The organism is Legionella sheltonii (genome assembly GCF_026191355.1).
Lineage (GTDB): Bacteria > Pseudomonadota > Gammaproteobacteria > Legionellales > Legionellaceae > Legionella > Legionella sheltonii.
In genome coordinates this window covers 143218-169501 of the sequence record NZ_JAPHOQ010000003.1, presented here as the reverse complement: position 1 = coordinate 169501, position 26284 = coordinate 143218, and the positions used below count along the sequence as shown (strand labels likewise).

The window sequence follows — 26284 nt, the reverse complement described above, 5'->3', positions numbered from 1 at the left end:
TGCATAGTACGTTTTTATTTTTTTAAGGGAACTAAACAGGTATCAACAGTTACGCCCCCTGGTATATTTGCTGGATTGTATAGCGCAAGGTTATCCCCTATATCTGCATTGTTGTCAAAAAATTCATTCGAAGCAACACAAGAATGAGCGAGGTTCACAGGGAAGGGAGTTCCTACACTACCTCCAACTAATATTGCCCCTCCTCGATTCTCTTCTTCCATTGGCATTTTCAAGGCAGTATTTCCGGTAAAAAGATTATCAAAAATTTGAGTATTCCCAGAAAACTCCACTGCAATTGCACCACCTCCAGGTGCCATAGCGGTTACCGTAGAACTTCCGGAACTAAAAATATTGGCAACTAAGTTAAAGAAAAATAAAGGTGATACGGCACCTGGAGGAACTCCTATAATGGCATTGTTTAGAAATTTGTTATTTGAAATTTGTGCTTGTGTCTGTATTGAAGAATTAAATATGGCATTCCCATAATTTGAGGCAAAGATTCCTCCACCTTCTAACTGTGCTTTATTATCGAGAAATGTTGATCCTGTTACTGTTGTTGCAATCGAATCCAGGTAAATTGCCCCACCAACACCTCCAGTATTGTTGGTGAATTCAGAGTTCATAATCTTAGCTTTTGAACCTGGATTAGGCAGGATTCCAAAAACATTAATAGCACCTCCCCCAAATGCAGCGGCAACGTTATTGGTAAACTTGGAATTCTCAACATTTAAAAAATAAGGGGTCCCATCATTAAAAGGGATGTGAAAAAAAATAGCGCCCCCACCAAAACCTGTAAGAGTCGTTAAATTTTGCATAAAAGTGCTATCAGAGACTGATAAATTGGTATTGATCACACCAACAGCTCCCCCACTTGCATCTGGAACTGGACCATTTAACACGTTATTTTTGAATTGACTTGCTGAAATAATGACATCACCTGCATCTTTACTACGAATCGCGCCACCATTACGAAAAGCAATATTTTGTTCGAATTCACTTGAAGTGATAGTATAAGCAGCGTCAATTAAATTTTCCAAAGCGCCGCCACTTCCCCCTGGAAATAAGGCACTGTTATTAACAAATCTGGATTTTTTGATATGAATTGCAGTATCGGTATCTATTGCTGCTACAGCTCCCCCGCCTGAAGCCAGGACTAGAAATTCTCCAGCAAGAATTTCCGATACTGTTGCATTAAGGCCATCACTAATATTTTGCTCAAAAACCACTTGATTGAGTTCAACTCTTGAGCCATAGCGTGCCAACAGTCCCCCGCCCGCAGCATGCTCATAGTCTAAACTCTCAAGTATATTATGGGCTCCCAAAACTCCATTATCTGGACCGTTTGCATAGCCCCCTCTAATAATGAGGCTGTCAAGTTTAACATTTTTAACTCCTGTGCCAGGAGGAACATCACTTCCGGCCATCAGTACATGCCACACTCTATCATTGCTACTACTAGGTACATAGGGGGTAAGACAGGTTGACGTCATATCCCCACATAAAATTGTAGGATGAAGTGTTGCGTTTCTTTGTGCACGTTCCGATTCAACCCCGGAAAATCCTCCATATATTGCGGTATCACTGGGTAACTCAAAGGTTCTTAGCTTAGGGGTATTAACGCCATAAGCACCACCAATTATTCCTTGTGGCGCATATACTCGAGAAGGCTTATAAACTCCTTTCGCCAACCAAATTTCGACAGCACCTGGGTCTGCGTCAGCAGCTTCGAGTGCGGACTCTAAATTATTAAATGCATTGGCCCAGTTACTTCCATTCCCGTTAGTTGCTTTATTGCCGTTAACATACAATACCGTTGCACTTCCTTTAATGATATTCAAAATCTCTGGAGCATTGGGTTGATAACACTGCAAACGATTGCCTAGATTACAAACGACTGGACCTCCAGATATGTTGCCGATTAAGTCACTGCCATTTACTTGCAACGTCAAGGTACATGATTGTTTAAAGCGTAATGTAAAAGGATTGTTGCAATTTCCTGAACCTGAGGTGATCTGGTTGAGACCGACAATAGAGTTCATGATTAAGGTATGTGTTTTTTTTGATTGATTGGTAATGGTGTATTTCACTAAAGCAGTACCTGTTGGACTGACAGTCAACTTAGGTGGAAAATTTACATCCGATGTAAACGTCCATAAAGGGTTAACAGTCGATACTGAATTGATAGGATCAGTACCGGCAATGGCACTATAATTTAGAATATTTAACAATAAAATGAAAAAAAAAGGATATCTTTTCAATTAATGCTCCTTGCACCAAAAAGTTATCGATTATAATAAAAGAGTGGTTGAAATAAAGAATGGTCGGTAGTTGTTATAACACCCATGATCGTAAAACGGCTTGGAGCATCTAAGCATAAAATTTTATGAATATCAATAAACTAACATGGGTATTTTTTCATAAAGTTCATTGCAAAAAGTGCCGATTATTTTAAAGTAAGATGAAAATCTTCAGCCTCATCACGGGGAGAAAATCCGTCTCTATATTTAAAATGTTCACAAATGTGGATGACAATAATATATGTTCCTTGTTTGGTTTTTTTTAAAATCCAAGTATGCGTTAAATCCGCGATGAGTTGTTGACTGTAAGCTGCCGGTGATTGCCAGATTCGTGCATACCAAACTCCTTTAGTACTTAAAGTAATTTGATCGTCTTGAGCTTCGCTATTAGTGAGTTCACATTCAAATTTTTGATCGAAATAGATGAGTTTGCCTATCTGATGATCAGCAAAACCCGCAATCCCCTTAAAAACTATATCACTGCCACGCAAAGTAATAATTAAATTTTCTGGATCAACAATCGGTAAAAAATCGGAGATTGGCGCCCGTGAAGCATTTAAATGATTAAATTGCTCAACAACTTTAAACGCCTCTTTTTCATCATGTTTTGCTTTATTCATCAATTCATCACCTCTTTTGGTTTTATTGTAGAACAGCCATATAAAAAATCCATCATCTAATGAGCATGAGCTACAGCAAAAGCTTTTCGCTTCATACCCATATTGGGGTGAGATATTTATGATCCCATCAGACGATCAAGCGCCTGAACTAAAACTTTAATTAGCAAATCAAGCTGCTACGAATATGATTGCTCAAGGAGTAACTCATATGGGCTATTGGCGTCTGCAACGGGATGACAGTAATTTGGACTATGGTAATTTATTTCCAAAGCTACTCGGTTTATCCTAGGCGATCTTTTTTGAGGACAGTTAAAGCTGTCCTCATTTTTTTATCATGAATAACATATTACATCTTATGTGCGATATCCAAAATCATATAAGCACCTGCTGTCGACAGTGACTTGTGAACCAGTCGACAATTAAATCCTTTAAAAAAAGCACCGATGCCATGATTCTTATAGATTTGTGATGCGACCTCCCCTATGGTTTGCTTGGTTTGATTAGTACAAGCCTGTTGGTTGCTCTTAATCACATCAAGGGGTGTCGTTGCAAAAGTTACCGGTGCTGAAGCAGCGGTTGCCCAAAAAATCGTTGACAGGAACGTTTGTTTTTCACGCCTGGTTTTAATTGCATTGTACGTCATAAATAAATAAAACCAACTTGGAAATGCTTTTGCCTGTGTAGCGCCACTTCCGACAAAAAAACCGGATAATCCTCTTTGCTGATAAATGCTTTTCATTGCTTGAATTGGAGTTACTGGTTTACTCTGACTTGCAATAGTTTTCATTTGTACTGTTTTAATATTCTCAAGCGGACTAACAACTAAGGTATCAAAAGTACTCGAAATGGAAGCTTTGACTAAACTTCCGACCAACATAGGAAATTGCAATTTATCAACCTCCTTTGGCATATGAGTAATCAAGAGAGGTCGGTATATTACTTTTCCTTGTTGACGAACAACGCAAGATAAAAAACCTGTGGAAAAATGGTTTAAATTTGCGCCTAAAAATTGTTTCGTTACTGAATAAGGACTTTGAGAAAGATTTGTTTGAATTGCAACTTTCAATCGTTCCGCTGGATGCCCTATTAACGTAGTAAATCCTGTATAACTCATACTAAAAGCATAAGCATCCCATAGCGTCTTCTTTTCTTTTTTTTCTTGCCCCATAAAACACCCTTCTGCCAACAAAAAGGCGCAAATAATAGCATATAGATCATTTTAAAGGCATTTTATTTTTCATTTCCCAAATCAAATAGATAAAAAGGAACTGTTTAATTCTCTCTAACTCACTCTTTGAAAAAGATAAATGTGGTAAATTCGGATGACATTATTTAGTATTGTTTCCTTGTTGAAAATTAAATTTATAAGAAACAACTTTCGTAAAAAAATACGTTTCATAAATTAAGAGTATTTTCAATTTTATTTCTTATTTTGAGTTTATTACTACTAAAAAAGGACATTAGAGTAAAATGAATCAATTCATAATGGCAAATATTTTATTTTTTATGTTGAATCAGGCCATTGCAGGTAATCCTATTCTTCATTCTTTAGATAAACCATTCCCAACACAAATTTCCACACTTGGTGGTAGTGTCACGGCTACGTATACTTTTACGAATAATCTTCCTTTTGCATTTAAAAAACCATTTCAGGTGACACCCATGCTTTGCGCCTCTGCAATTCAAGAATGCACTGCTCGTGAAGCCGAATTTAAATACCAGGATCAATGCACAGGTAAAAAATTACAACCTAAAGAAAGCTGTACCTACAGCATTACCTTAACACCAAATAGCATTGGCCGGAAAACCGTAATGGTCGCATACAGTGGGTATGACAATAATGTGGTGCACGTTCAACCTGCATTAACAACCCTTGCTACAAACAGTCCTGCGGGTCTTCTCGGCACCTCCAACTTTCCTTCAGCACAACCTTTGCCAAGCCAAGGATTTGCAAATACGAACTATACAGTAACCTTTACGTTTACCAATTATGATGCATCAACAGCCAGTTTTACTCAGCAAATCACTCAAAATAACAATCCAAACCACCCCAATTTCTTAATAACGAGCAACAGCTGTATTCCCTCAGGCACAACTGGAACTTTGGCAAGTGGCGGGCAATGCAGTATTACGGGTATTTTCAATGCACCAACTAATGGCTCATTTACGTTGGCAGCTCAATTAGTTGGCAACCTAAGTTCCAATACACTCAGTACATCAACCAACATACAATCCGTTTCATTCAATCAACTCATCGGTGTTGATTATAATCCTAACCACTATACCAATAACTATCCCTTTAATTTTCATGATGTTTTTTATACTGGGACACTCAATAACCCTGCAGCAACTAATGTGTATGCAGAGCTACAACAATTGCAAAATGCAGGGTTTACCACCGTGCGCTCCTATCAAACAGAGCCCTATAGTTGGATAGATATTATTAATCAAGCCAATGCTTTAGGGATGAAAGTGATTTATGAGGCAGTGATTCCTCAACTCCCTAACGACACCAATTATCCAGGATGTCCATTAGGCGCTCAAAATTATATTCCCTGTGCACAAGCGACATTAAATGCGGTTATTCAGGCAGTTACTCCTGCCGTGTTCAACAATACAGTCATTCTTGTTTTTGCTGGCCATGAAAACTATTGTAATGCGGGGAATACCGTTCCACCATGCACGGGAACTTCCAATGTGACTTATTTAACGACCGCGGTGTCGACTTTGCAAACGACACTCGCCGCACAAGGAGTGACAACTCCAGTAGGTTCCGCAGTCCTCAGTGGAAGTTTAGTCACACCGAGCCCTGCAATTTCTGCAGATATGCAAACACTAATTAACTCTTATTCGCCTACTGCTCCATTAGCCTTTGACCCTTACCCCTTTCAATTCGGTGTATCCCCAGCAACAGCCGCGGTATGGACGCCTCCATTAAGTTCAACAGTACAACCTACTAATTCACTAGCATGGGATTACATCCAGGTCGTCGGCTCAACAACACCTCCTGCTTTACCGGCAGCTAATCCTCAACCATTTTACACTGCTGGTCGTGTCTTATTGTCAGCAGAAACAGGATGGGCAACAGCAGGAACTACCACGGGATATGCATGCAATTCCCCAGGCCCATGTGCTCCATCCGTGGGTAATGCGTCTGCCTATTTCCAAACGCTTTATCAACTCGGTACCAGTAATTTTCTACAAACATCCGGATATAATATAGGAGTTCTTGCATTTGAGGCCTATGATGAACCCGCAAAAGCAGGTCCTACAGCAGAGCAAAATTATGGTCTGTTTGACTCGGGTTGTAATCAAAAAGGCGCAGGACTGGTTCCCAACAATACGATAGTGTCCGCTACGGGATGTCAGGGATTTACTAACGGTACTCTACTCTCCATTTTTGGCACTACACCGCCGACTCAAGCCTCATTTACGGTGCAAATTACCTATCCATCAGGACAACATCCAACAATAAATGCAACGATACCAGCTAATTCTGGCCTATCGCCCAATATCAGTTCGGTAACTCCATGGCCGCAATTCCTGGTTTATCAAGGGGCTCAAATTACAGTTTCTTCAGCGACAAGTGGACAATCGTGTACCACTACAGCCACCGCCGTTACTGCATCCCCATCTTCAATTACTTTTGGGCCAGTGACCTGTCAAAATCCACCTCCCAGCAGTATGGGGTGTTTTGGCTTGGGTTGCCAATTATCGAATCCTTTTTAAAATAGGAATTTGAGTAGGATAAAAATTTTAAATTTTTAGGTAAGAACATTTCAAAAGTGTCGGGCTAAGGCCCGATACACCCATTATGACGCCCCCCACCAATAAGCTACGAAACGAAATAATTTATTCCCTTAATAGGCAGATGACTCAAATCTCTTCGTGTGCTCGCCCATCATTTCTTACTCAAACAAAATGACCAAATATAAAACATTGCGATTATAAACTTGACAAAATCATTCTAAATGCCGTATTATTGTTCCACTTGATTAAATTAAAAGCATTTATAAGTGAGATAACAACATGCAAATGAAACTTTTTAAACAACAACCTATTCCTAAAACCAGTCAAGAAGCTTTTGATATATTAAGCTGCTCGTATGATCTAGATGATATTCAGAGTATTTTTTTTAATTTTAAGCAATTAGTAAGTATCAGGAAAAGTGTTTTGACTTCTCATGCTCTTCCAAACTCAACTGTACCCGATAATCAAGCATTTATCATCGATTTGGAGACTCGCATTAATAGACTACAAACAGCTGTGGCCGAAGAAAAACCTTATCCAACTTTATATGGCGACGTGTGTAAGGTAAAAGAAAGTCTTGGAGTAATTTTAGGATATTATCAATCTCAGATTAAAAAAGATCAGCCAATTGCAAGCAGCTTTGTACGAGATGCTCAAAGTCCTTCTAGTCAAATTACAGCTTTAGCATCTGAAGTTGCAAGTGATGCTCACCCCACCCTTAATAAAATAGATTCAAGGATGCTAACCAAATACACAATTAATTATTGTGCAACGGATATTATGGAAGATGATGTAGCAACAATTGCAGAGATTGTTCAAAAACCTTTTTTAGCTGATCATAGTGATGATCCCAAATTTTCCTATATCTAGTACCATGTAACTAGTGAGAAGTATCAATATCCTTTTGGTACTTCTTAAACCTAGGAAGGATTTTTTCTATCATTAAGTCTTTCGTAAAACAGCCAGGTACAAATTGAGTATGCTTAAAAAAAATTTGATATTTTTTCTTTGTTTCACACTCTTCTTTCCCTTAAAGTTTGCCAACGCAAGTCCAGAAGCAGTTAAACAAAAAATTAATCAAACAGTTACTTTTTTTATGCAGCATCACCATGTCCCTGGATTAGCATTAGCAGTACTCAAAGACGGTAAACCATTTCTTATCAAAGGATATGGCTATGCCAATATCGAAACTAAAGATCCGGTTAACACCAAGACCTTATTTGCTATCGGCTCCGTTTCCAAAGTAATCACTGCTTTTGCGCTAATGACTTTAGTACAGGAAGGGAAAGTGAATCTAAATCATTCCGTCTTGGACTATGTACCCAAAGCACCACAGAAATGGCGGAATGTCACTATTCGACAATTACTCTCCCACTCTAGCGGTATTCCCCAGCATCGTGGCCCCCATCTCCCATGGATTAAAGTTTGGAACAACCTGGCTAAAAAGCCCATGCAGTTTCAACCAGGATCGGCAATTACTTATAATAATTTTGCCTTTGCTGTATTAGGGCGAGTCATTGAAAATGTAAGCCATCAAACGTTAATCAATTACTTATCCAATACACTTTTTAACCCTTTGGAAATGAACGATACAGGCTTGCCTAATTCACTTTTTCCTCCAAATTTAGCCACCGGATATCAATCAGGAGCGGGTAAAATGATTCCCAGTCCGAATCAAAAACCATGGCAACAGATGGGGGGTTCAGGTGGGATCGTATCGAACATAAGTGATATGGCAAAATGGGACAATGCGATGTCTGCAGGAAAAATATTAACCCCGGCGGCATACCGGCAAATGTGGACACCCATTTTTTTGAACAATGGTCAACCTGCCGGCTATAAAAATTGGGCTTGGTCTTTAGGATGGCAAATTGCCACTATTGATGGCAAACGGATTGCATTTAAAAATGGGGCGATAAGAGGATATAGTAGTTGGATGGAGCGTCATCTTGATGATAAGGTAAGTATTATCATTCTCACCAATACCAATCATGTCCCTTTAAGACGCCTTGCTAAGCGCATTTTCATTCAGGTTATGCATGGTTCAAAATAGGGTCTACCTACTCCTTTATGTTAAGGAGCGCGAGAGCAACTAAAAAGTTTTGCCTCCAAATCCGTAGTGCCTATTCGGTGTTTTAATATCATTCAGTTGTTTCAATTCAGTCAGTTGTTGCATTGCCTGCGTTCTTTGTAAACTATAATCAATTGTCGTATAACGTACCTGATTTGCAGCCCCTACTTTCAATAATTGTGCGTCACAAAAATTTAAATTCTGCATAATATCACCATGAAGGGTGACTGTTTTATCTATAGAGGCACTACTCAATTCCTCTTCTGCGATTTTTCTGGTGCATTTAATGGCGCAGATAATGGAGCTGGGCAACACTTGAAAAGCTATTGCTTCATATGCATGAAGTGGCCAACCCGCACTTAGCGTCATTGAGGACTTAAAAAAATCATTAATATTTCTTGTTTGCACCGTTTGCAGTTCATTCAAATCAACCACAATTTCTTTATTGTCAGTTGGAGTATCTTGCGTTCGTGACAAAAGCACTTCCCCATTACCCGATCCGACATATTCTATTTGGGTAAAATCTGGAAGCGCAATAGCATAGATATAGGTCTCTTCATTATTGAGCGGAAAAATAGCTGCGCTTTCAATTTTAGTACTCATGCAAATGCATACCGCAGGATCAGCATCAACCGCTTTATCATCAATTCCTCGATCATTAATGTATCCTCGAGACTTAATTGCCTCTTTCCACCAATCGTTACCATAAGCTTTGATTCTTGGAACGAAGCCTTCTTTAAAAATGAGTTCGGGTGGCCTGCTATCTGAACGAAAGTAAATTCGTCCATGTAGCTCAGGAGGTGCGCTTTTCTTATGCAAGATCTCAGTAAATAACATGATGATTTCTATGCCCAAATAATTATTTTATCTTTTTATGATTTCAAAATATGTAATGTATTGCTACCCCCATATTGATAGTTGCAATATATATTTACTTATTGAATAAAAAAATATCTTAGCTACAATAATCTTTTTTTTCAGGCAATCATCATGGGATTTTATTTTAATACATTCAGACAACAACAAGGCGATGCAGCTTACAACGAACAAAAATATGAAGAGGCATATAAGCATTATTCAGAGGCATTAAAAACTTTGCAGTTACATGCTGCTTCTAATGGTTCTCGACATAACGATTTTTATGATGCTTTAGTTTATGTACTTTCCGAAATAGTACATACCAAACTTATGCTCATCCGTCGTGAGGTAGATAATTTGAACTTCGATGCTGTCGATCATTATTGGGATGATATTCCCGGTATGTTGCATGAAATGGAATTGGTTTATAAAGAACATCTTACAGGATTATCTCAGTCCAATAGTAATAAAGATCACGTAGTTTTGCGCGTTAATGAATTGCTTGCAATAGTTTGCGAGGAAGTAAGTGATGCCTTAGTCGATCAACTCGATGAACAAAACCAAAAGACGCTTATTGACTCCCAAGGTGTACTATCAAAAGCGGTTCAGTGGATGAATAGAGCGATTGATTTTCAGATAAAAATTGAAGGAAATCCTAACCTCTCAAGTAGTTTAGGCTATTTAAATTTACTTGAGCAGCAATATAAAGAAACCGGAAATAGAGATAGCCTGCGAATGATGTCCGAATATATTGATAGGCAGAAACTCTTGGCGTTGACCATTGAATCAGCCTTGGAGAAACTCGAGCTGCTTAGTTACGTTGCAACAATAGCCCTTGCTAATGGCGAAAATGTCGATGCCCTGACCTACGAGTGTCAAACCCTCTATACCAAACTCGAAGAGGAAGAAAAAGAAAATCCCATTTTGGATGACTTGCGTGCTTTAATTCAATTAATCCCTCAAGAGGAAGAAGAAATCGAATATGATGATAAATTGAATGCCTCTGAGAATGAAGGCACAAGCATGGATCAATCACTGGGTGATTTAAGCAAAGACGGATTTAACACAGAGGATTCTTTTACAGACCTCGGAAATGATATGCTTGTTGACTCCGAGCCTCATCAGGATGAGGATACCCCTCCTCCTCTATCAAGTGACTTGGGATCTTGCAATCCATTAATGATGGAAAATGATTCAACAATACCGCTCATTCTGACTCAACCTTATGGTTTCGTCGTACAACAGGGATTTTTTTCTCATCCTTCATCCCCCTCTCAACAAGTAGGGGATGAAATGCCTTATAGCCGCGCCCTGCAATTGGCATTAAAAAAAATAGTCACTCACTCGAACCAACCGAAATTTTTAGCGAACTTAGTGTCTCTTATAGCAGATTTCTTTTGTAGACATAAGGCTGATGGAATTCAAAAACAAAATGCGATTATATTAGCTTTCGATCTTTATCAACACGTAATTAAAATAGATCCTAATCATCATAGAGCGATTGAAAAATTAAAGGAATTATCCTCTCAGCACCAACCGTTGATTGGTTCATATCAGCACTATAGTGAACCCCAAAGTCCTATACCAGCAACGGTCCAATTATCAGGTGCAAAAAATCGTTTTTATCAGGCAATAGAAGAATTAACCATTCAATTAGAATGTCTTTTAATGAATGATAAAGCTAAAATTCAAGAAGCGATAAACAACTTAATTCACTTTATCGGTGAAAAATTAACCAGTGGAGCAATTACCAGAGAGCCAAGTCCGGAAATAAAAGAGCTTCTAGTTCAAACTTATTGGGAGGAGCTTCAAGAATCAGTACCTAATACTATGAGTATGAGTAGGATTCGCTAATTTTAAAAACTTACGCGCAAAACTGGAAAACGTAGAATTATGTATTATGGCTGTAAACTATTACTCTATCTTTGCCTGCCAGTTTTGCAGCATAAAGTGCAAGATCAGCAGCCTTTATTATTTCATCAATAGAAGCCCCATGTTTTAGTGCTTCTGCAACACCAATTGAAATAGTAATGTGATTCAAGGGATTGCCTTTAAAGTAAATTGATATATTTTTTATCTTTTCACGAAGCTCTTCCATTTTACTCACTGCATTGTTTAAGGTAGTGTTCAACAAGACGATAACAAACTCTTCTCCACCGAAACGTACAGAAATGTCACTTTCACGGAAACTGTCTTTTAATAACTTTCCAATGGCTTTGAGTATCTCATCCCCCGCTAGATGACTGTAAGTATCATTAAATTTCTTGAAATTATCGATATCCAACATCGCAACGCATAATGTCTTTTTTTCCCGAGCAATTCGAATTAATTCCCGTGACAAAATGTCATTTAAATAACGTCGATTGTATAAATTGGTTAATGGGTCATGTAAGGACAACTCGCTCAATGATACGCGCAGGTTAATATTAGCAATGGCAAGCTTCACAATATTTCCAAAGGAATTGGCCATGTCTTGTTGATGTCGTGTTAACTTTCTATCTTTTGGTGCGAGGAGATGGATAACACCTATCAACTCATTTTGTACCATAAGCGGTAACGCCATATATCCACCTTGAGGAGGCGTATTATAATGGGCACAAGGTACTGATTTATTGGGATCATCCACTACATTAGTGGCTGCCTCGCGAATTGAAAAGCAAGCCATAGGCAGGAATATATCAGGTAATAATTGTTCTTTTCCCCACTGAACTACTGTTTCCATTTGCTTGATCGTTTTATTATAAATTGATAACCCCCCACTTAAGTCTGGAAATAAATCTTGAGCAATTAAATGGATTCGGGGGTAAGCTTCTTCTGTGGTAATGCAAATTTGCAGGGAGCGATTCAATTTATTTAATAAACTTTCATCATGCTCCAGCAGCTTCAATTCATTTAACATTTCCATCGTTTTTTCATTTAACTGTCGCATTTTTTCTTCATTTTGTATGCGATCACTTACATCCTTCATTTGCATAATAAAATTAATTGGCTCTCCCTGTTCATCACGGATTAGACTCGAGCTAACCATCCCCCAGATAATACTTCCGTCCTTTCGAATATAACGTTTTTCCATATGTGAAATACGCAATTCACCCTGAAGAAGTTTATTCATGGCATCTCGAGTCATCAATCTATCATCAGGATAGGTGATTTCCAGCATGCTTTTGTTCAGTAATTCTTCATCACTGTAACCCAAGGTTTCTTGCAGCGTACGATTTGCATAAATACATTTTCCTTCGGGTGAAACAATGGCCATACCGATTGGTGCATTTTCAATAGTATTGCGAAAGCTTTCTTCACTACGTCTTAAATCGGACAAAAGATTTGAACTGTATATTTCCAGATAAAGTGATTTTAATAAAAATTGACTTAATTGTGCTGTTGCATAAATCAGTGTAATCACAAAAAGCAAAATCGCTAAAAGTAAAATCAATGATAGTGAGGGTACAATGGATACCGATAAAAAAATCAAGAGCACCCAAAGTGGTATCATAAAAGCAATGTATGCGTTATGCATGGTTAGGAGCTTTGCCGCTGGTGCTCCAAGAAGACCAATGAGATAAACAAAAATTGCCATGCGATGCAGCGGATCATCGACATAGATAAATAAAGCTCCTCCTAAAGACCATAACACTCCCGACTGAAAATTATTCACTACAAAGTACTTTTTCCAAAAGGCTGGATGAAATAAACCATCCTGCCTTTTTCGTCGATGATATTGATATAAAAATAAACTTCTCAATACATGATTAAAGAGGAACATCACCAAGACCCATGTCACGATTAGAAGTTTGTTATTCACTTGCTGCCAAATAATTGCGGCAAAAAAAAGGGTGGCAAAAAAATCTGCAATAATTAACACATAAAATTTATTATAGGACGCGGCTATAAGCTTATTTTCTATTTGATCGCTCTTAATGCCCGGGAAGTCCATATTGTCCTTAATTATTTATCAATTATTAAGATCATAGTATTTATCTACAAAATATCCAAAATGCCCCCAAACTTTCTTTACAATTTTGATATAAAATTGACGATTATGAAATAATACCTTATTTTAAATAAAGGCAGACTATTCGTACTCATGTAGGTACAGAAATTTATTATCCATATTACAAGGAGCGTCCAATGTTAATTACACTGATGCTTGGAGTTCGTCAATTTCAAGACGAATCGTTTAAACAAATGAAGGATATTTTTCAGCGATTGAGTTCAGGACAAGACCCTGAAATTCTATTTATTACTTGTTCTGATTCACGCCTGTTGCCAAATCTTTTGACACAATCGAAACCTGGTGATTTATTTTTCATCCGTAATGTAGGGAATATTATTCCCCCCCCTAATGTTCCTTCAAGTGAAGCAGCAGCACTGATGTTTGCTTTAAGTGAGCTTCATAGCATTAAAGACATTATTATTTGTGGCCACTCACATTGTGGCGCGATGAAAGGTCTTTTAGCTCCTAATCCAGACGCAAATCATCCTGCAGTGGCCTCATGGCTTACTCATTCACATTCTGTCTTAGAAAAAATCAATGACTCGAAAGAATCTTATAACGATAATTTCGCTTTAAAAGTACGACATGCTACTATGCTCAATGTTTTGGCTCAGATGGATCATTTAAAATCATATCCACTCATAGCTGAAAAACTGAGGCGTAAAGAACTCACTATTCATGGCTGGTTCTATGAGTTTGAGACTGGTGAAGTACTGGTTTACGAACCCAAATGTAATGAATTCTTTCCACTCGAAAAAGCATTAACTTTTGCTGTCTCAGCGCGAAGGGATAAAATTATTGAGCAGGTAGTAATGAGCCATTTGGAGCCTTTAACCAAACCTCAGACTGCTGAAGAATATAAGAAGTTAATGCACCTCTTTTCACAGCTTGAGAACGATTTAAAACCTATCTGGCAAGCAATAAAAAAAGAACTTATCCAAAAATTATGGGAAGAATTAGGCGGATTGTATTCCAGTATAGAGGATCCCCAATTCAATGATATGCTAGAACAAGGCCGTCAATTTAAGTTACCCCATCTAAAAGATTTTCAAAAAAATATTATAGACTCCGCAGGCTATCAGCACTATATGAGACAGATAATGCGCCATTCATTCTTTATGCAATCAACTCCTTTTATACAATCAATTCCAAAAGTAATTTCAGAATCAATTTGTAATTCGTTTACTTTTAATCATTAAACATACAGACCAGAATAACCTGGTCTTTAGTGCTGATAGAATTTTTACAGAGTCATATCCAAATTCTTAATGCCTGTTTCTTAAATGGAAATTATTCATTTATTTTACAAAACAAATTTTTTAGGCTACATAATATTAAAAGGAATTTAAATAGAATACTTATGAAAAAATGGACTGGTTTCTTTGTATTACTGGTAGTACTTACTCTAGTGGCTTATTATGCCATTGGCCTCACAATAAAAAGTACTTTAAATAAAAATATAAATTCGATACCTAAATCTTCCGCATTTAATGTCCGTCTTCACGAATACCACAGCGGATGGTTTTCTTCTCATGCGATTATATCAATCAAGATGCATATTCCTGCGCAAACTACAACGGATAAAAATGGTGTCGCCAAAACAGAACCACCCGTTGATTTTGATACCGATATACCCATTCTCATCAAGCATGGACCTTTTATAGTTACAAACTATGGAATACGTTTTGGAATGGGGATAATTACGACTCAACCTGAAACGCATTATGAAGCATTTATTAATTACCTTAATAGAACCATATTTAGGTACACGCTCCCCTCTTTAGCCATAGAAGGTAAAATTGGGCAAAATGAAGGCGATTTTCAACTCTCTTGGGACGGATTAACTTCCTTACTTAGTGTTTCTTCTAATCTTGATCGTATTGAGGGTAATTTAGAATTATTAGGATTAAGTGGATCCGCCAATAACCCTGCGAACACAGGGAGTAATGTGATCTTTAAAGTCGGTGGAATTACCTATGATTTTAATTTAAAACGTTACCAAGACTGGTTGTGGTTAGGCCATTCGCGCTTTGATATTCCTACTATAACAATCAATCTAGCTGGCACCCCGTTATTTGAACTCACCAGATTCAACTTTCTGGCGCGCTCTGATGTGAGTCATGAAGCATTAACCATTGATTTTAAACTGTCATTACAGAAATTATTTGCTAATAATCAAACCTATGGACCAGGAATAATGCATTTAAGTATTAGAAATCTGGATCCCATTGCGGCGGCAAAAATCAATCAGCAAGAATTCAGCATGATGCAAAATAATAGTGATCCCAATATGATCTCGCTTGCATTCCTGAATGAATTACCTCAGCTGCTTGCTAAAGGAGCAGTCATAGAGCTTTCTCAAATGACTTTGAATTTACCGGATGGGAAAATTGCAGGAAATTTTAAAATAACTCTGCCAAAAAATGAGAGCAATAATTTATCGCAGATCATGCAAAAACTACAAGGTGAAGGCTCCTTTAAAGCCCCAATGGCGACGGTAAAAACACTGCTGATCGCTTCGCTTAAAAACGAATCGTCCCCCAATGATACTCAAGCTAATCCAGTGACCTCACCAGCATCTACAACGAGTCCGACGCAAATTTTAACAAATCCTGATAACGATGCGGATAAAAAAGCAGATAAAATATTGCAGGATTTAGTAAGTAAAGGTTTTTTAAAGATTGAAGGTACTGATTATACCTTCACCTTTAAATTAGAAAACCAAAAAATTATTGTGAATGGAAAGGTTTTTAACCCTGATCAGCTTAGATAATTTAATTTCCTTTATCAAACTGTGAAATCATTTTAACAATATAGAAAAGCCCATATGTCGTATTGATATGGGCTTAGACTTTTTTACATCGTTAACGTGGGGTTAGTCGTTGGTAAGCGCTCCAAGAACCACAGGCTTACAATTTACAACTTAGGGGTATAATCTAAGCCAATATTCCAAGGCAACAGTTTTTCATAATCATCAACACTGTTGCAAAGAGGAGCGTTCTTTAACAACATGACATAGTAATGATAAGGGTCGAGATTGTGTAATTTAGCCGTTCTGATGATACTGAAGTGTAAACACAAGGCCTCAGCACCTTCAACAGAGGCGCAAAACAAGAAGTTCTTTCGAGCAATGACCAAGGGTTTGATTTCTTGTTCAGTAAGATTGTTATCGATTTCCAGACGCCCATCATCTAAAAAGCGCATCAGTCCATCTCTATATTTAACACAGTAATTGAGTGCTTTCCCAAGCGGTGATTGGGGCAAAGTTGTAGGATAGACCTTATCAACCCATGTATTAAAGGCTTCCATGAGTGGTTTGGATTTTTCCTGACGCAACTGGTGACGTTGGTCTGGATTCAGTTGATTATTTTTAGCCTCACGCTCTATTTTATAAAGCTCTTTAAAAAAGCGCATGGCTTCTTTGGCAATGCCTTTGCCTTTATTAGATTGGGCAATAGGTTCAAATTTTCTGCGCGCATGCGCGTTGCAATTGACAATGTGCGCATTGCTGCTACCCACAAGTTCAAAAAAATTGTCACCATCGACATGTAAATAGCCATTGAATCCGACAAACCAATCGTAAATAAATTGTTTGTGCTCCACATCGTTGTAGTCATAAAGAATAACGGATTTATCCGGTGGTCCACCCCGAATGCAATACACATAGGATTTGGTTTCTGCTTTTCTTCCAGGCTCATGCAAGACCTGCAAGGTCGTTGCATCACAACTGGCCACATCATACTCAATCACACTGTCTTTCAACAGATTATAAATGGGACGCAGTGGTGTCATTAACTCAATGAGCCAGCGCGCCATGGTTTGGCGTGAGCAATCAATACCATGTCGTTCGCTGAGTTGTCGCTCCAGATGGTACAGTGGTTGCCTGTCATCCAGCTTGCTGACCACCAGGAATGATAAAAACTCTTCTGTTGCTTTAATTTTGGGGAGAATTTGTTTGGGCGCTGCTGCGGTTACGATTTGATTCTCGCATCCTTTAGTGCAAGCAACTACTTCACGTCGTTGCTCCACAATTTCGATGACGCAAGGTTGGTAATGCAGTAGCTCTTTGGTTTCATAACGAATCACTGTTTTGCATGCACCACAGGCACATTGCTTGTCTTCATCAGATACCGGAATAATTTCAATGCGACGGGGTAGTTCTTTCTGCGCTTTTTTATTCTTCTTTCTTGTATGGGCAGCCACTGGTGTCATTTCTTCGGTCTGCTCACCGCTTGCTTCAGCCTGAGAAAAAATGCTCTGATTATTTTCAAACAAAGACAGCTGAGGATTTTCAGGGTCAATATAACGCTCAGAGCGCTTGCCAAAACGGTGACGGCGTAGCTCCATGATTTGTGCTTTTAAAGAATCATAGGCTTCCGCGTAGTGTTCATTGCGTGCTTGAGATAGAGCAAGCTCTGCTTTTAATGCGAGTATTTCGTTACTTAATTGCTCTATTTTTTCTTCGTACATCATGTTGAAATGGCACCTGTTTGCTGAGTCAATTATATCACATTACGTTGATTTTAAAAACAAATTAATCGTTTTTTGTAAATTATTTCTAATAGAAATTCGTAGCCAATACTTCCGGCAACAATGTGTGTTTTGCAAAATCCAATCCTGAGAGCAGCCAGCTTAATTGGTCATTGGTAAGGCTCATGACCGCGTCATCGTGTTTGGGAAATTTTAGTTTTCCTTGCTCCAATCGCTTATAACAGAGCCAAAACCCATTTCGCTCCCACCACAGCATTTTTATTTTATTGGCTTGGCGGTTTCTGAAAAGAAAAATTTGCCCTGATGTGGGGTTCAACTGAAGATGGTCGGAAATCAACATCACCAGTCCATCAATTTGTCGCCTAAAATCAATAGGCTTTGGATAGAGCCATATGCTTGCATTAAATGATAAAAACATGGCTAACCCCACAAGGACAACAACATTGGCAATAAAGTCTGGTCGTGAATTTTTAGCTCATGCCCATTGTTCAATACCAAGGTGCATACTGTCTCTGGAGCTCTTTGTGTCAGCTTATTTAATTGAATCGGTACTAATTTGGATGAAGCTATTTCTTCCCGATACTTTCGCTCCCAATAGCCAAATTGATGGTAGTTTAATTGATGCTTTCGACAGTACGTTACTCGCGACAAACCACTTTCTTTTTGATGCGTTACATGCTCCATCCATCTCTGTTCTTTCGTGCCATCTGTTTCTTGGGGGGATATAATTTGTGGGGATATATTCATCGTACTCTCCTCTCTAAATTGATGTTGCAGAGTATGACGAAACGGAGATAATTATTAAATTATGTAGTTGCTGGCGCGCTTACAGTCGTTGTAACGCCTGAAGAAAGACGACTCTCCCGCTCGATATACTTGTCCATAAGCTCGGTCAAAAAACCAATTTTCTCCGCCATAGAAAGATCTGATGCCAACACGCCTTGAGTAATACCCTGAAATATTTGACTGAGCGGGGATGATTTATATTCCAGATCTGATTTTTTACTTCTTGAGAGAGATTCTTTATAAAGAGCAAGGCCAACTCCTGCAGTTAGTGCAGAAGAGACGTCATCTCTAGTTCCTTTTGGCAATAGACGTTCCAGGTTTTTTTCTTTTCCATTAGAAAGCTCCATCACTATAACTCCTTCATCTCTTGAGCTCGATAATGTCGAATGATTTACCGAGGATTGAGGAGTAGAGCGGTGTTTCTTAGGAGAGAAAAAAGTGACCAGGTTGCTTAACTTCTCGGTCTTAACCGGTATTACAACCGGCTGAAATTTTTCAACGTTCTGAGATTCTTGTGGTGGCGCAACATCTTCAACATCCTCAACTTCATCAACTTCGTCAATTGCTTCAGCTTTCTCAACCTTTCCGACATTGATTATTTTTTCATCATTTTTTGTTTTTTTATCTTTTTTAGGTTTTTGAGGTTTTTCATTTTTTTCATTTTTTTCATTTTTTTCACTTGTAACAGTTAAATCATGGCTTCTTTTAAAATTCACTTCCAGCCAATTGACAAGTAAAGAAGGTTTCGCAACGTGAATGCTGTGTTTATCATGGTAACACTCTTCTTGAATATTCCGTCCCTTTTCAATATGTGGAACATGATTTTCAACAACAAAGAATTCTTTTGTTGCTTTAAATGGAGGTAGAATGTTACCTGGGTAAGTAATGAAATTATAACCGAGGGAGGCCGCTAGCAACATAATAGAAGGGCTTTCTTCCGTAAGATAGCTTCGAGAGCGAGCTCGCCACAGTTCAAGTTCATCACTTTCTCCTTCTTCGAGATGACGCTTAGCAAAGTCACTCGCAGCTTGCTCAATAGGTAACTTAAGACCATCTATGGAGCTATAAAGAGGCAGGATTTCAGTTAATGATTTCTCAAAGCCATTTTGAGACTCCCAGGTATGCCAACGCATAATCTCAAAATTTTTTCCTTGTTTTAACGCCAGGTCATTGATAATCGCAATTTGTTCATCCGTCGATTTACTGGAATATTCGCGTTTAAAATCTTCTGGAGTAATATTCAAAGGAGCTAAAAAAGCACCTAAATTTCTTTCAAAATACGACTCACCCAACTCTCGGGCTTGCCGTTTCAGCACATCCCCCCCATCATCAGATGTTTTCTTGAGATTATGCCAGTATATTTCATCAGCAATTAAGAACGTTGTCTTACCTTTTGTACCCGAGTGACCATTAGGAGTTTGATGCATCGCTACTGATTCATTCACAATAGCCGCCAAATACTCCCCTGTACAAAACTCATTTCCTTTAATACTTAAAAGAACTAAGTTTTTTGTAGTCTTTAATGTGGGGAAAAAACTTTTACTATTATTTTTTTTATCGATTGAATCAAAACTAGCAGTAACAATCTTACCGTCTTTTGGACCTCTAACTTTTGGCATCTAAATATTCCTTAGCGCTTATTTCTATCACATCAGTACGCTAACCATTTCATGAACCGACTTAAATAAATTTTATATTCGATACTACCGCGTAATATAATTAATCTGGTTTTCTAAACTCTAATAATCTTGAATTATTCGACTAAAAATATAGCCACAGTATAATTCATTTTGAAAAAAAAATAACCATTTCTTCGGCAAATAGTTTATAATAGTCTCATTAACATTTTATTAAGAACAGAATATTTAGAGGACTTTTTTTCAGCGTGTTGTAAATTAGTCTATTAACATCTGTCAAGCAGTTTAGGTAAAAACAATTTTACTTAATAATGACCCTGATTTTCATTGTTAAGTTCATTTGAATATGGTGAAAAATGGATTCCGAAAAGATACAAGAATTACAAAAGATTATTAATCAAAAGAATGAGGAAATCACTCAATTAAATCTTTCTCTAGAAGAAGAAAGATTAATATTTAAAAATGAATTACAGGCGGTTCATGATTATTATGAAAATATCATTGCTTTAATGCCAGGACACGTTTATTGGTTAGATAAGAATAATGTATTTTTAGGCTGTAACGATGCACAAGCGGCCAGCGCAAGGCTGCGGTCAAGAAAAGATATCGTAGGAAAAACTAATTATGATATGCCATGGAAAGATCAGGCTGAAGAATTAAATAGACTCAATACATTAGTCATGGAAACAGGCATACCTCATACTGCGGAAGAATATGCAGTCATGGCAAATGGAATGGGCATTTACTATTCGCAAAAAGTTCCTTTACGCAATCAAAAAAATGAAATTATTGGTGTTTTAGGTATTTCCCTGGACATCACAGAACGCAAAAAAATGGAAGTTGCTTTACGTCGTGCAAAAGAAAACGCTGAAGTAGCCAATCAGGCTAAAACCGAGTTTATAGAAAATATGAGCCATGATATCCATACTCCATTAAGTGGTATTGTCGGGATGTCAAGACTTTTAGAGGAGAAAGCAGAAGATCCTGAAAGAAAACAATATGCACGTTGGATTCATGAAAGCGGCGAGAAATTATTGGATTTACTTAATGGTGTTATGGAAATCGTTAAAGCAGATAATCTCCGAGAACAGGATGTCCAAGAAGAATTATTCGAATTACGTAAGCACATCAAGGATATCGCACATCTCGTTCAACCAACCCTGGAAATGAAGAAGATTCAACTCAACATTGAGATTGATGATACAGTACCCAATGCAGTAATTACGGATGGAACAAAATTACATCGAGTTTTGTTAAATCTTGTTGGAAATGCAATTAGGTTCACAGACATGGGTAGGGTCACAATTAAGGTAGAAACCCTTTCCCATGAAAACAGCTATACGCAACTTCGATTTAGTGTGATCGATACAGGAATCGGTATACCGCAAGAACTAAAGAGCAAAATCTTTGATCGGTTCTTTCGTGCCATCCCTTCTTATAAAAGCCAGCACAGCGGTTATGGCGTTGGACTTCATGTGGCGCAAAAGTACTTAAGTCTATTGGGTGGCGAAATACATTTAGAAACCGAAGTTGGAAAAGGCTCTACTTTCTATTTTACCCTGACCATGAAAGTGGGGTACGATGAGTTCAATCCTTCATATAATCAAACTCAAACGCCTGCGCGACAAGGAACAACTGCAGCGGATTCTCCACTTATTCTTCTCGTAGAAGATAATATTATTTCTCTTCATATGATTGAAAATGTTGTAGAACAGGCTGGGTATCAATTTTACTCAGCGATTGATGGCGAGCATGCTCTAGAGTTGTTAGAAGCAAATAATTTTGACTTAATTATTACTGATGTAGGGATATCAGGTAATTCAGATAAAAATCTGGTTCAGTGCATTCGCGATCTGGAAAAACAAACACAGAGAAATCCCATACCGATTATTGGCTTAACAACAAGCACCTCAGATGAGGTAGTATCAAAAAATTTGGGTATAGGAATGACTAGAGTGTTGACCAAGCCCATTCATTTAAAAGCACTACAAGAGGTAGTTAATGGACTTGATTTATCCTCAAAAGAAAAATGATTTTTTCCAATCCAATGAAGCGGAACCCAGGTCTCCAATGCTCTTGTTCTCACTTCTGATAAGCTCGCCTGGGATACGTCGTCCTAAATGAGATAGAGATAATAGGGAATAGTATCCCCTATTGAGGAGCTCCTTCATCGTAAGCTCCTCAGGATGACGTGAACTTCCGGACCAGTACGTTCCTCTGCACTCACTTAACCGAATTATTTCATCGAGTTTCAAAATAATTCGTGTCAAATGGATAACAAACCCAAGTCAAGGTGGAGCCATTGTAATTCACTTCAAGTGTTGAAGTATCTAAAGAAGTTAAGGAAGGTTGTTTGTCTATATAACAGACTCGCTTCGCCCCCTCTACAGTTACATAGTAATAAGATGTTGTTGTTTTATAATCAGCAGGGACATAATAAACATCTCCTTGTTTTTCCAATATAATGGGTTGTCCCGTAATCAAAATTTTGTCGGCGTAAGAACTGACATTGAGTATCATCAACGAAAAAAATGCTAATAATAATTTTTTCATAATAATTTCACTCCCTGAAAAGATGCGCGATTATGGTTAAGTATAGAACAAAAACACTACTTAATTTATTTTTTCACTACATCTTAATCACTGCACGAAATCGTACTTTATTTTCCATCATATCGGCAAAAGCTGCTTCCGCTTGTTGCAGTGAATATTGTTGAATCATTGGACGAATTCCCGTCAGCGCACAAAACTGCAATGTTTCTTCTATATCGATTGCGCTTCCAGAAGGCCAACCTTTAATCGAGCGATTCGCAGAAATAAGCTGAGTCGATATGACCTCAATTGGATCATGAGAAGCGCCTACAATAACCAACTCACCTTTATTACCAAGCGCGTCAATTAAGGGCGATATTGATTTACCACTTGGTGCTGTTGCTAAAATTACCTGGGCACCACCCAACTTTTTTAATTCAAGAGTAACATCTTGGTTGTCAGAATCTATATAAATGTGAGCGCCTAACTTTTTAGCGAGGGACTCTTTGTCTGCTCCCTTAGACAGAGCAACCGTTTTAAATCCCATTTTATTGGCAAATTGAATTGCTAAATGACCTAATCCGCCTATACCCTGTATTGCAACTAAATCACCTGCACGAGCAACACTATGTCTTAATGCATTAAAAGTAGTAATACCTGCACACATTAATGGCGCAGCATCAGCAAATGAGAGCTCATCAGGGATTGCAGCAAGCGCTTCAACAGGCGCGATCATATATTGTGCATAACCACCGTCATAATGTAATCCTGTAATTTGATGATTTTCACATAAGATAAAATCCCCATGACGACATGGAAGACATTGACCACAACGTGCCCCCGCCCATCCCACGCCAACACGTTGACCCGCTCTCCATTGGGTAACATGAGGTCCAATCTCATCTATCACACCTGCGATTTCATGACCAGGAATTCTTGGGAATTGAAGATTGGGCCATAAATTTTCCTTCACAAATACATCAGAATGACACACTCCGCATGCTTCAACCTTGATACGAACTTGATTTGTTGCAGGCATCATTATGTCTCGTTCAACCGCTTCCCATTCACCGGATTTATTGACCTGTACGACGTTCATCTTGTTCATTGTCCATTTCCTTATGTCATCAATAACAGAACGAATTAATTGATTGATTAAAATCCCTATCCTCAATTGTAGACAATCCCCACAAAATTTCATGAATCATGAGGATTATGAAAAAAGATGTTTCCTAATGTTGTTAGGGTGTTTTGTGCTGCAAGAAAGATTATAATCGCTTGAAAGAGTTTGAATTTTGTACTGCATACCATTTAATTTTAAAAGGAATCTTATGAATACTTTGGATTGGTTAAAAAAACTGATCGCGTTTGATACCACCTCACGCAACTCCAATTTATCATTGATTGAAACTCTAGCCAATGCATTGAATGATCATCAGATTAATCCCATTTTAATTCATGATGACCAAGGACTAAAAGCAAATTTACTTGCATCCATCCCAAATCGCTATGGTCGATTCGATGGAGGACTTATTTTATCTGGGCATACGGATGTAGTACCTGTTGATGGTCAAACGTGGGATAACGACCCATTTCGGGCAACGGTTAAAGACGAAAAAGTCTATGGCCGCGGGGCTTGTGATATGAAAGGTTTTATTGCCGTAGTCATGAATCTCATCCCGAAATTTAAAGCATTAAATCTTGAATTCCCAATACACTTTGCTTTTTCATATGATGAAGAAATTGGTTGCCTTGGTGCACCAAGTCTTATTGATAAAATGACACAGCTCAATTATAAACCGCTAGCATGTATTGTGGGCGAACCCACTTCGATGCAACCGGTAATCGGGCATAAAGGAATACAATGCTATCGTTGCCAAATTCATGGTGTAGCAGCTCATTCATCGCTGACGCCTCAGGGTTGTAATGCCATAGAACATGCTGCATCATTAATTACGTATCTTCGCAATATCGCGCATCACCTTAAATCTCAAGGACATCGTGATATAGCTTATGATGTACCGTATACAACGATATCTACAAATCTCATTCAGGGTGGAAATGCGTATAATACGATACCTAGCTTGTGTGAGTTTATTTTTGAAATTAGAAACTTGGTAGCAGATAATCCCGATGAACTTCATCAACAAATTGTTGATTATATAGAAACTCAGCTGCTTCCCACACTCCGTAAGGAACAAATGAACACCAACATTATTTTAGATAGGCTTGCGAATGCTCCTGGGTTAGATACTCCCCCATCAGAACCAATTGTTCGCGCCGCTCAATTAATTTGTGACAATGAACAGCTACTTAAAGTGGCTTATGCAACCGAGGCTGGTTTATTCCAACATGCGAAAATACCGACGATTGTTTGTGGTCCAGGTAGCATTGAACAAGCTCATCGTGCCAATGAATTTGTTTCACTTGAACAATTGCATCGTTGCGAACAATTCATTATAAAATTTCTACACTCACCATTCCTTAATTCAGTTAATTAGATTAAAAATCACGATGAGCTAAGAGCATGATTATCCTATATATTCCATTCTGTGAAGAAAATGATTTAATAGCTAGTGCAATTTATTGGCAAAAAGTGCTCAACACTCAAAATCTACTCATCATACAACATGGTAAAAAAATTAATTATCAATCTATGATGAAAGAATCCCTTACAATCTATGTGCTGGCGCATGGTATTGATTATTTGTTAGAGCAGTTTCATCTAGCAAGCACTTATCCTACTACCGCTCGGACTACACTTCTTGGCATTGATAAAATAGCTGATCGTTTTAACTCTGATTTTCTCTATCTGCATCATAGGATAAAAAGCATCAAACTTTATTTTTGTAATAATAAGGGGAATCAAAAATCCATAGCAGAGAAATTTCATCAGAATTTAATCTTATTTAATGCATTCATTAATTATTATGCAGGAACCCTTTTTAGCCCTTCAACAGATAAAAAAAAATATTCCTGTCATAATGGCCAGCGGCTCCCCGCCTCCAAGGTACGCCAAACATTAGATAAAAGCAGAAGAGATGAATATTCGCCTGAGAAAATGAATATCAAACAGCTAAGCAAGGCGGATTTCATTGATGAGACAAAACAAAAGCACCTTGAGTTTATGATTGAACGACAGAAAAAAGTACGCCAGGAATTATTTATGAATAAAAGAAATATACGGCTTGAACATCCTGTAGATAGTGAGCCAAGATCAGTCAATCCATGTTAGGTTGATTTCATTG

20 protein-coding genes are annotated in these 26284 nt (G+C 38.0%); 9 read left to right on the top strand and 11 right to left on the bottom strand.

The genetic code is table 11. From position 1 onward, the window contains the following. Window positions 1-14: 14 nt before the first annotated feature. From OQJ26_RS04540 to OQJ26_RS04530, 3 genes are all read right to left on the bottom strand, one after another. Window positions 15-2258, bottom strand: a complete 2244-nt coding sequence (locus tag OQJ26_RS04540) for a hypothetical protein (protein ID WP_265702773.1) — start codon at window positions 2256-2258, stop codon at window positions 15-17. 185 nt (window positions 2259-2443) lie between these two features. Then, complete coding sequence (locus tag OQJ26_RS04535; protein WP_265702771.1) at window positions 2444-2917, bottom strand: hypothetical protein; 474 nt, start codon at window positions 2915-2917, stop codon at window positions 2444-2446. 346 nt (window positions 2918-3263) lie between these two features. Continuing rightward, window positions 3264-4085: an MC/SLC25 family protein gene (locus OQJ26_RS04530; RefSeq protein ID WP_265702770.1), complete on the bottom strand. Its 822-nt coding sequence runs from the start codon at window positions 4083-4085 to the stop codon at window positions 3264-3266. A gap of 302 nt (window positions 4086-4387) precedes the next feature. Here OQJ26_RS04530 and OQJ26_RS04525 point away from each other — a divergent pair, with 302 nt between their 5' ends. The 3 genes from OQJ26_RS04525 (at window position 4388) to OQJ26_RS04515 (ending at window position 8720) form a co-directional block, all read left to right on the top strand. After that, the gene (locus tag OQJ26_RS04525) at window positions 4388-6646 is read left to right on the top strand and encodes a hypothetical protein (protein WP_265702768.1); all 2259 of its coding nucleotides are present in this window, start codon (window positions 4388-4390) and stop codon (window positions 6644-6646) included. A 300-nt stretch (window positions 6647-6946) separates the two neighbouring features. After that, window positions 6947-7537: a hypothetical protein gene (locus OQJ26_RS04520; RefSeq protein ID WP_265702766.1), complete on the top strand. Its 591-nt coding sequence runs from the start codon at window positions 6947-6949 to the stop codon at window positions 7535-7537. A gap of 109 nt (window positions 7538-7646) precedes the next feature. Then, complete coding sequence (locus tag OQJ26_RS04515) at window positions 7647-8720, top strand: serine hydrolase domain-containing protein (RefSeq protein WP_265702765.1); 1074 nt, start codon at window positions 7647-7649, stop codon at window positions 8718-8720. A 39-nt stretch (window positions 8721-8759) separates the two neighbouring features. On the opposite strand, the gene OQJ26_RS04510 is transcribed toward OQJ26_RS04515, so the two are convergent. Then, the gene (locus OQJ26_RS04510; protein ID WP_265702763.1) at window positions 8760-9575 is read right to left on the bottom strand and encodes a hypothetical protein; all 816 of its coding nucleotides are present in this window, start codon (window positions 9573-9575) and stop codon (window positions 8760-8762) included. Window positions 9576-9728: 153 nt separating this feature from the next. Between OQJ26_RS04510 and OQJ26_RS04505 the strand changes: the two genes are divergently transcribed. Then, a complete protein-coding gene (locus OQJ26_RS04505) occupies window positions 9729-11450 on the top strand; it encodes a hypothetical protein (RefSeq protein WP_265702762.1) in 1722 nt (573 codons plus the stop codon). A gap of 37 nt (window positions 11451-11487) precedes the next feature. Here OQJ26_RS04505 and OQJ26_RS04500 read toward each other — a convergent pair whose 3' ends face one another. Continuing rightward, a complete protein-coding gene (locus OQJ26_RS04500; protein ID WP_265702761.1) occupies window positions 11488-13530 on the bottom strand; it encodes a GGDEF domain-containing protein in 2043 nt (680 codons plus the stop codon). 194 nt (window positions 13531-13724) lie between these two features. Here OQJ26_RS04500 and OQJ26_RS04495 point away from each other — a divergent pair, with 194 nt between their 5' ends. Both OQJ26_RS04495 and OQJ26_RS04490 read left to right on the top strand, forming a co-directional pair. Then, window positions 13725-14789, top strand: a complete 1065-nt coding sequence (locus OQJ26_RS04495) for a carbonic anhydrase (protein ID WP_265702760.1) — start codon at window positions 13725-13727, stop codon at window positions 14787-14789. Between the two features lie 161 nt (window positions 14790-14950). Continuing rightward, complete coding sequence (locus OQJ26_RS04490; RefSeq protein ID WP_265702759.1) at window positions 14951-16363, top strand: YdgA family protein; 1413 nt, start codon at window positions 14951-14953, stop codon at window positions 16361-16363. Window positions 16364-16506: 143 nt separating this feature from the next. Here the strand turns inward: OQJ26_RS04490 and tnpC are convergent, their stop codons facing one another. The 4 genes from tnpC to OQJ26_RS04470 form a co-directional block, all read right to left on the bottom strand. Then, window positions 16507-18063: an IS66 family transposase gene (tnpC, locus tag OQJ26_RS04485; RefSeq protein ID WP_265702303.1), complete on the bottom strand. Its 1557-nt coding sequence runs from the start codon at window positions 18061-18063 to the stop codon at window positions 16507-16509. Between the two features lie 85 nt (window positions 18064-18148). Next, entirely contained in the window at window positions 18149-18499 is a 351-nt protein-coding gene (tnpB, locus tag OQJ26_RS04480; RefSeq protein ID WP_265702305.1) for an IS66 family insertion sequence element accessory protein TnpB, read from the bottom strand. A gap of 2 nt (window positions 18500-18501) precedes the next feature. After that, window positions 18502-18828, bottom strand: a complete 327-nt coding sequence (tnpA, locus tag OQJ26_RS04475; RefSeq protein WP_265702306.1) for an IS66 family insertion sequence element accessory protein TnpA — start codon at window positions 18826-18828, stop codon at window positions 18502-18504. Window positions 18829-18887: 59 nt separating this feature from the next. Continuing rightward, entirely contained in the window at window positions 18888-20486 is a 1599-nt protein-coding gene (locus OQJ26_RS04470; protein WP_265702758.1) for a hypothetical protein, read from the bottom strand. A 374-nt stretch (window positions 20487-20860) separates the two neighbouring features. On the opposite strand from OQJ26_RS04470, the gene OQJ26_RS04465 reads away from it, so the two are divergent. Beyond that, window positions 20861-22537, top strand: a complete 1677-nt coding sequence (locus OQJ26_RS04465; protein WP_265702757.1) for an ATP-binding protein — start codon at window positions 20861-20863, stop codon at window positions 22535-22537. Window positions 22538-22745: 208 nt separating this feature from the next. Here the strand turns inward: OQJ26_RS04465 and OQJ26_RS04460 are convergent, their stop codons facing one another. Then, window positions 22746-23057: a hypothetical protein gene (locus tag OQJ26_RS04460; RefSeq protein ID WP_265702756.1), complete on the bottom strand. Its 312-nt coding sequence runs from the start codon at window positions 23055-23057 to the stop codon at window positions 22746-22748. A 76-nt stretch (window positions 23058-23133) separates the two neighbouring features. Then, on the bottom strand, window positions 23134-24144 hold the full coding sequence (locus tag OQJ26_RS04455; protein ID WP_265702755.1) for an alcohol dehydrogenase: 1011 nt from the start codon (window positions 24142-24144) through the stop codon (window positions 23134-23136). A 223-nt stretch (window positions 24145-24367) separates the two neighbouring features. Between OQJ26_RS04455 and argE the strand changes: the two genes are divergently transcribed. Together argE and OQJ26_RS04445 are read left to right on the top strand one after the other, a co-directional pair. Continuing rightward, entirely contained in the window at window positions 24368-25537 is a 1170-nt protein-coding gene (gene argE, locus OQJ26_RS04450; protein WP_265702754.1) for an acetylornithine deacetylase, read from the top strand. Between the two features lie 26 nt (window positions 25538-25563). Beyond that, window positions 25564-26271 carry a hypothetical protein gene (locus OQJ26_RS04445; RefSeq protein WP_265702753.1) on the top strand — a complete coding sequence of 236 codons (708 nt, stop codon included), beginning with the start codon at window positions 25564-25566 and terminating at the stop codon, window positions 26269-26271. Window positions 26272-26284 lie beyond the last annotated feature (13 nt).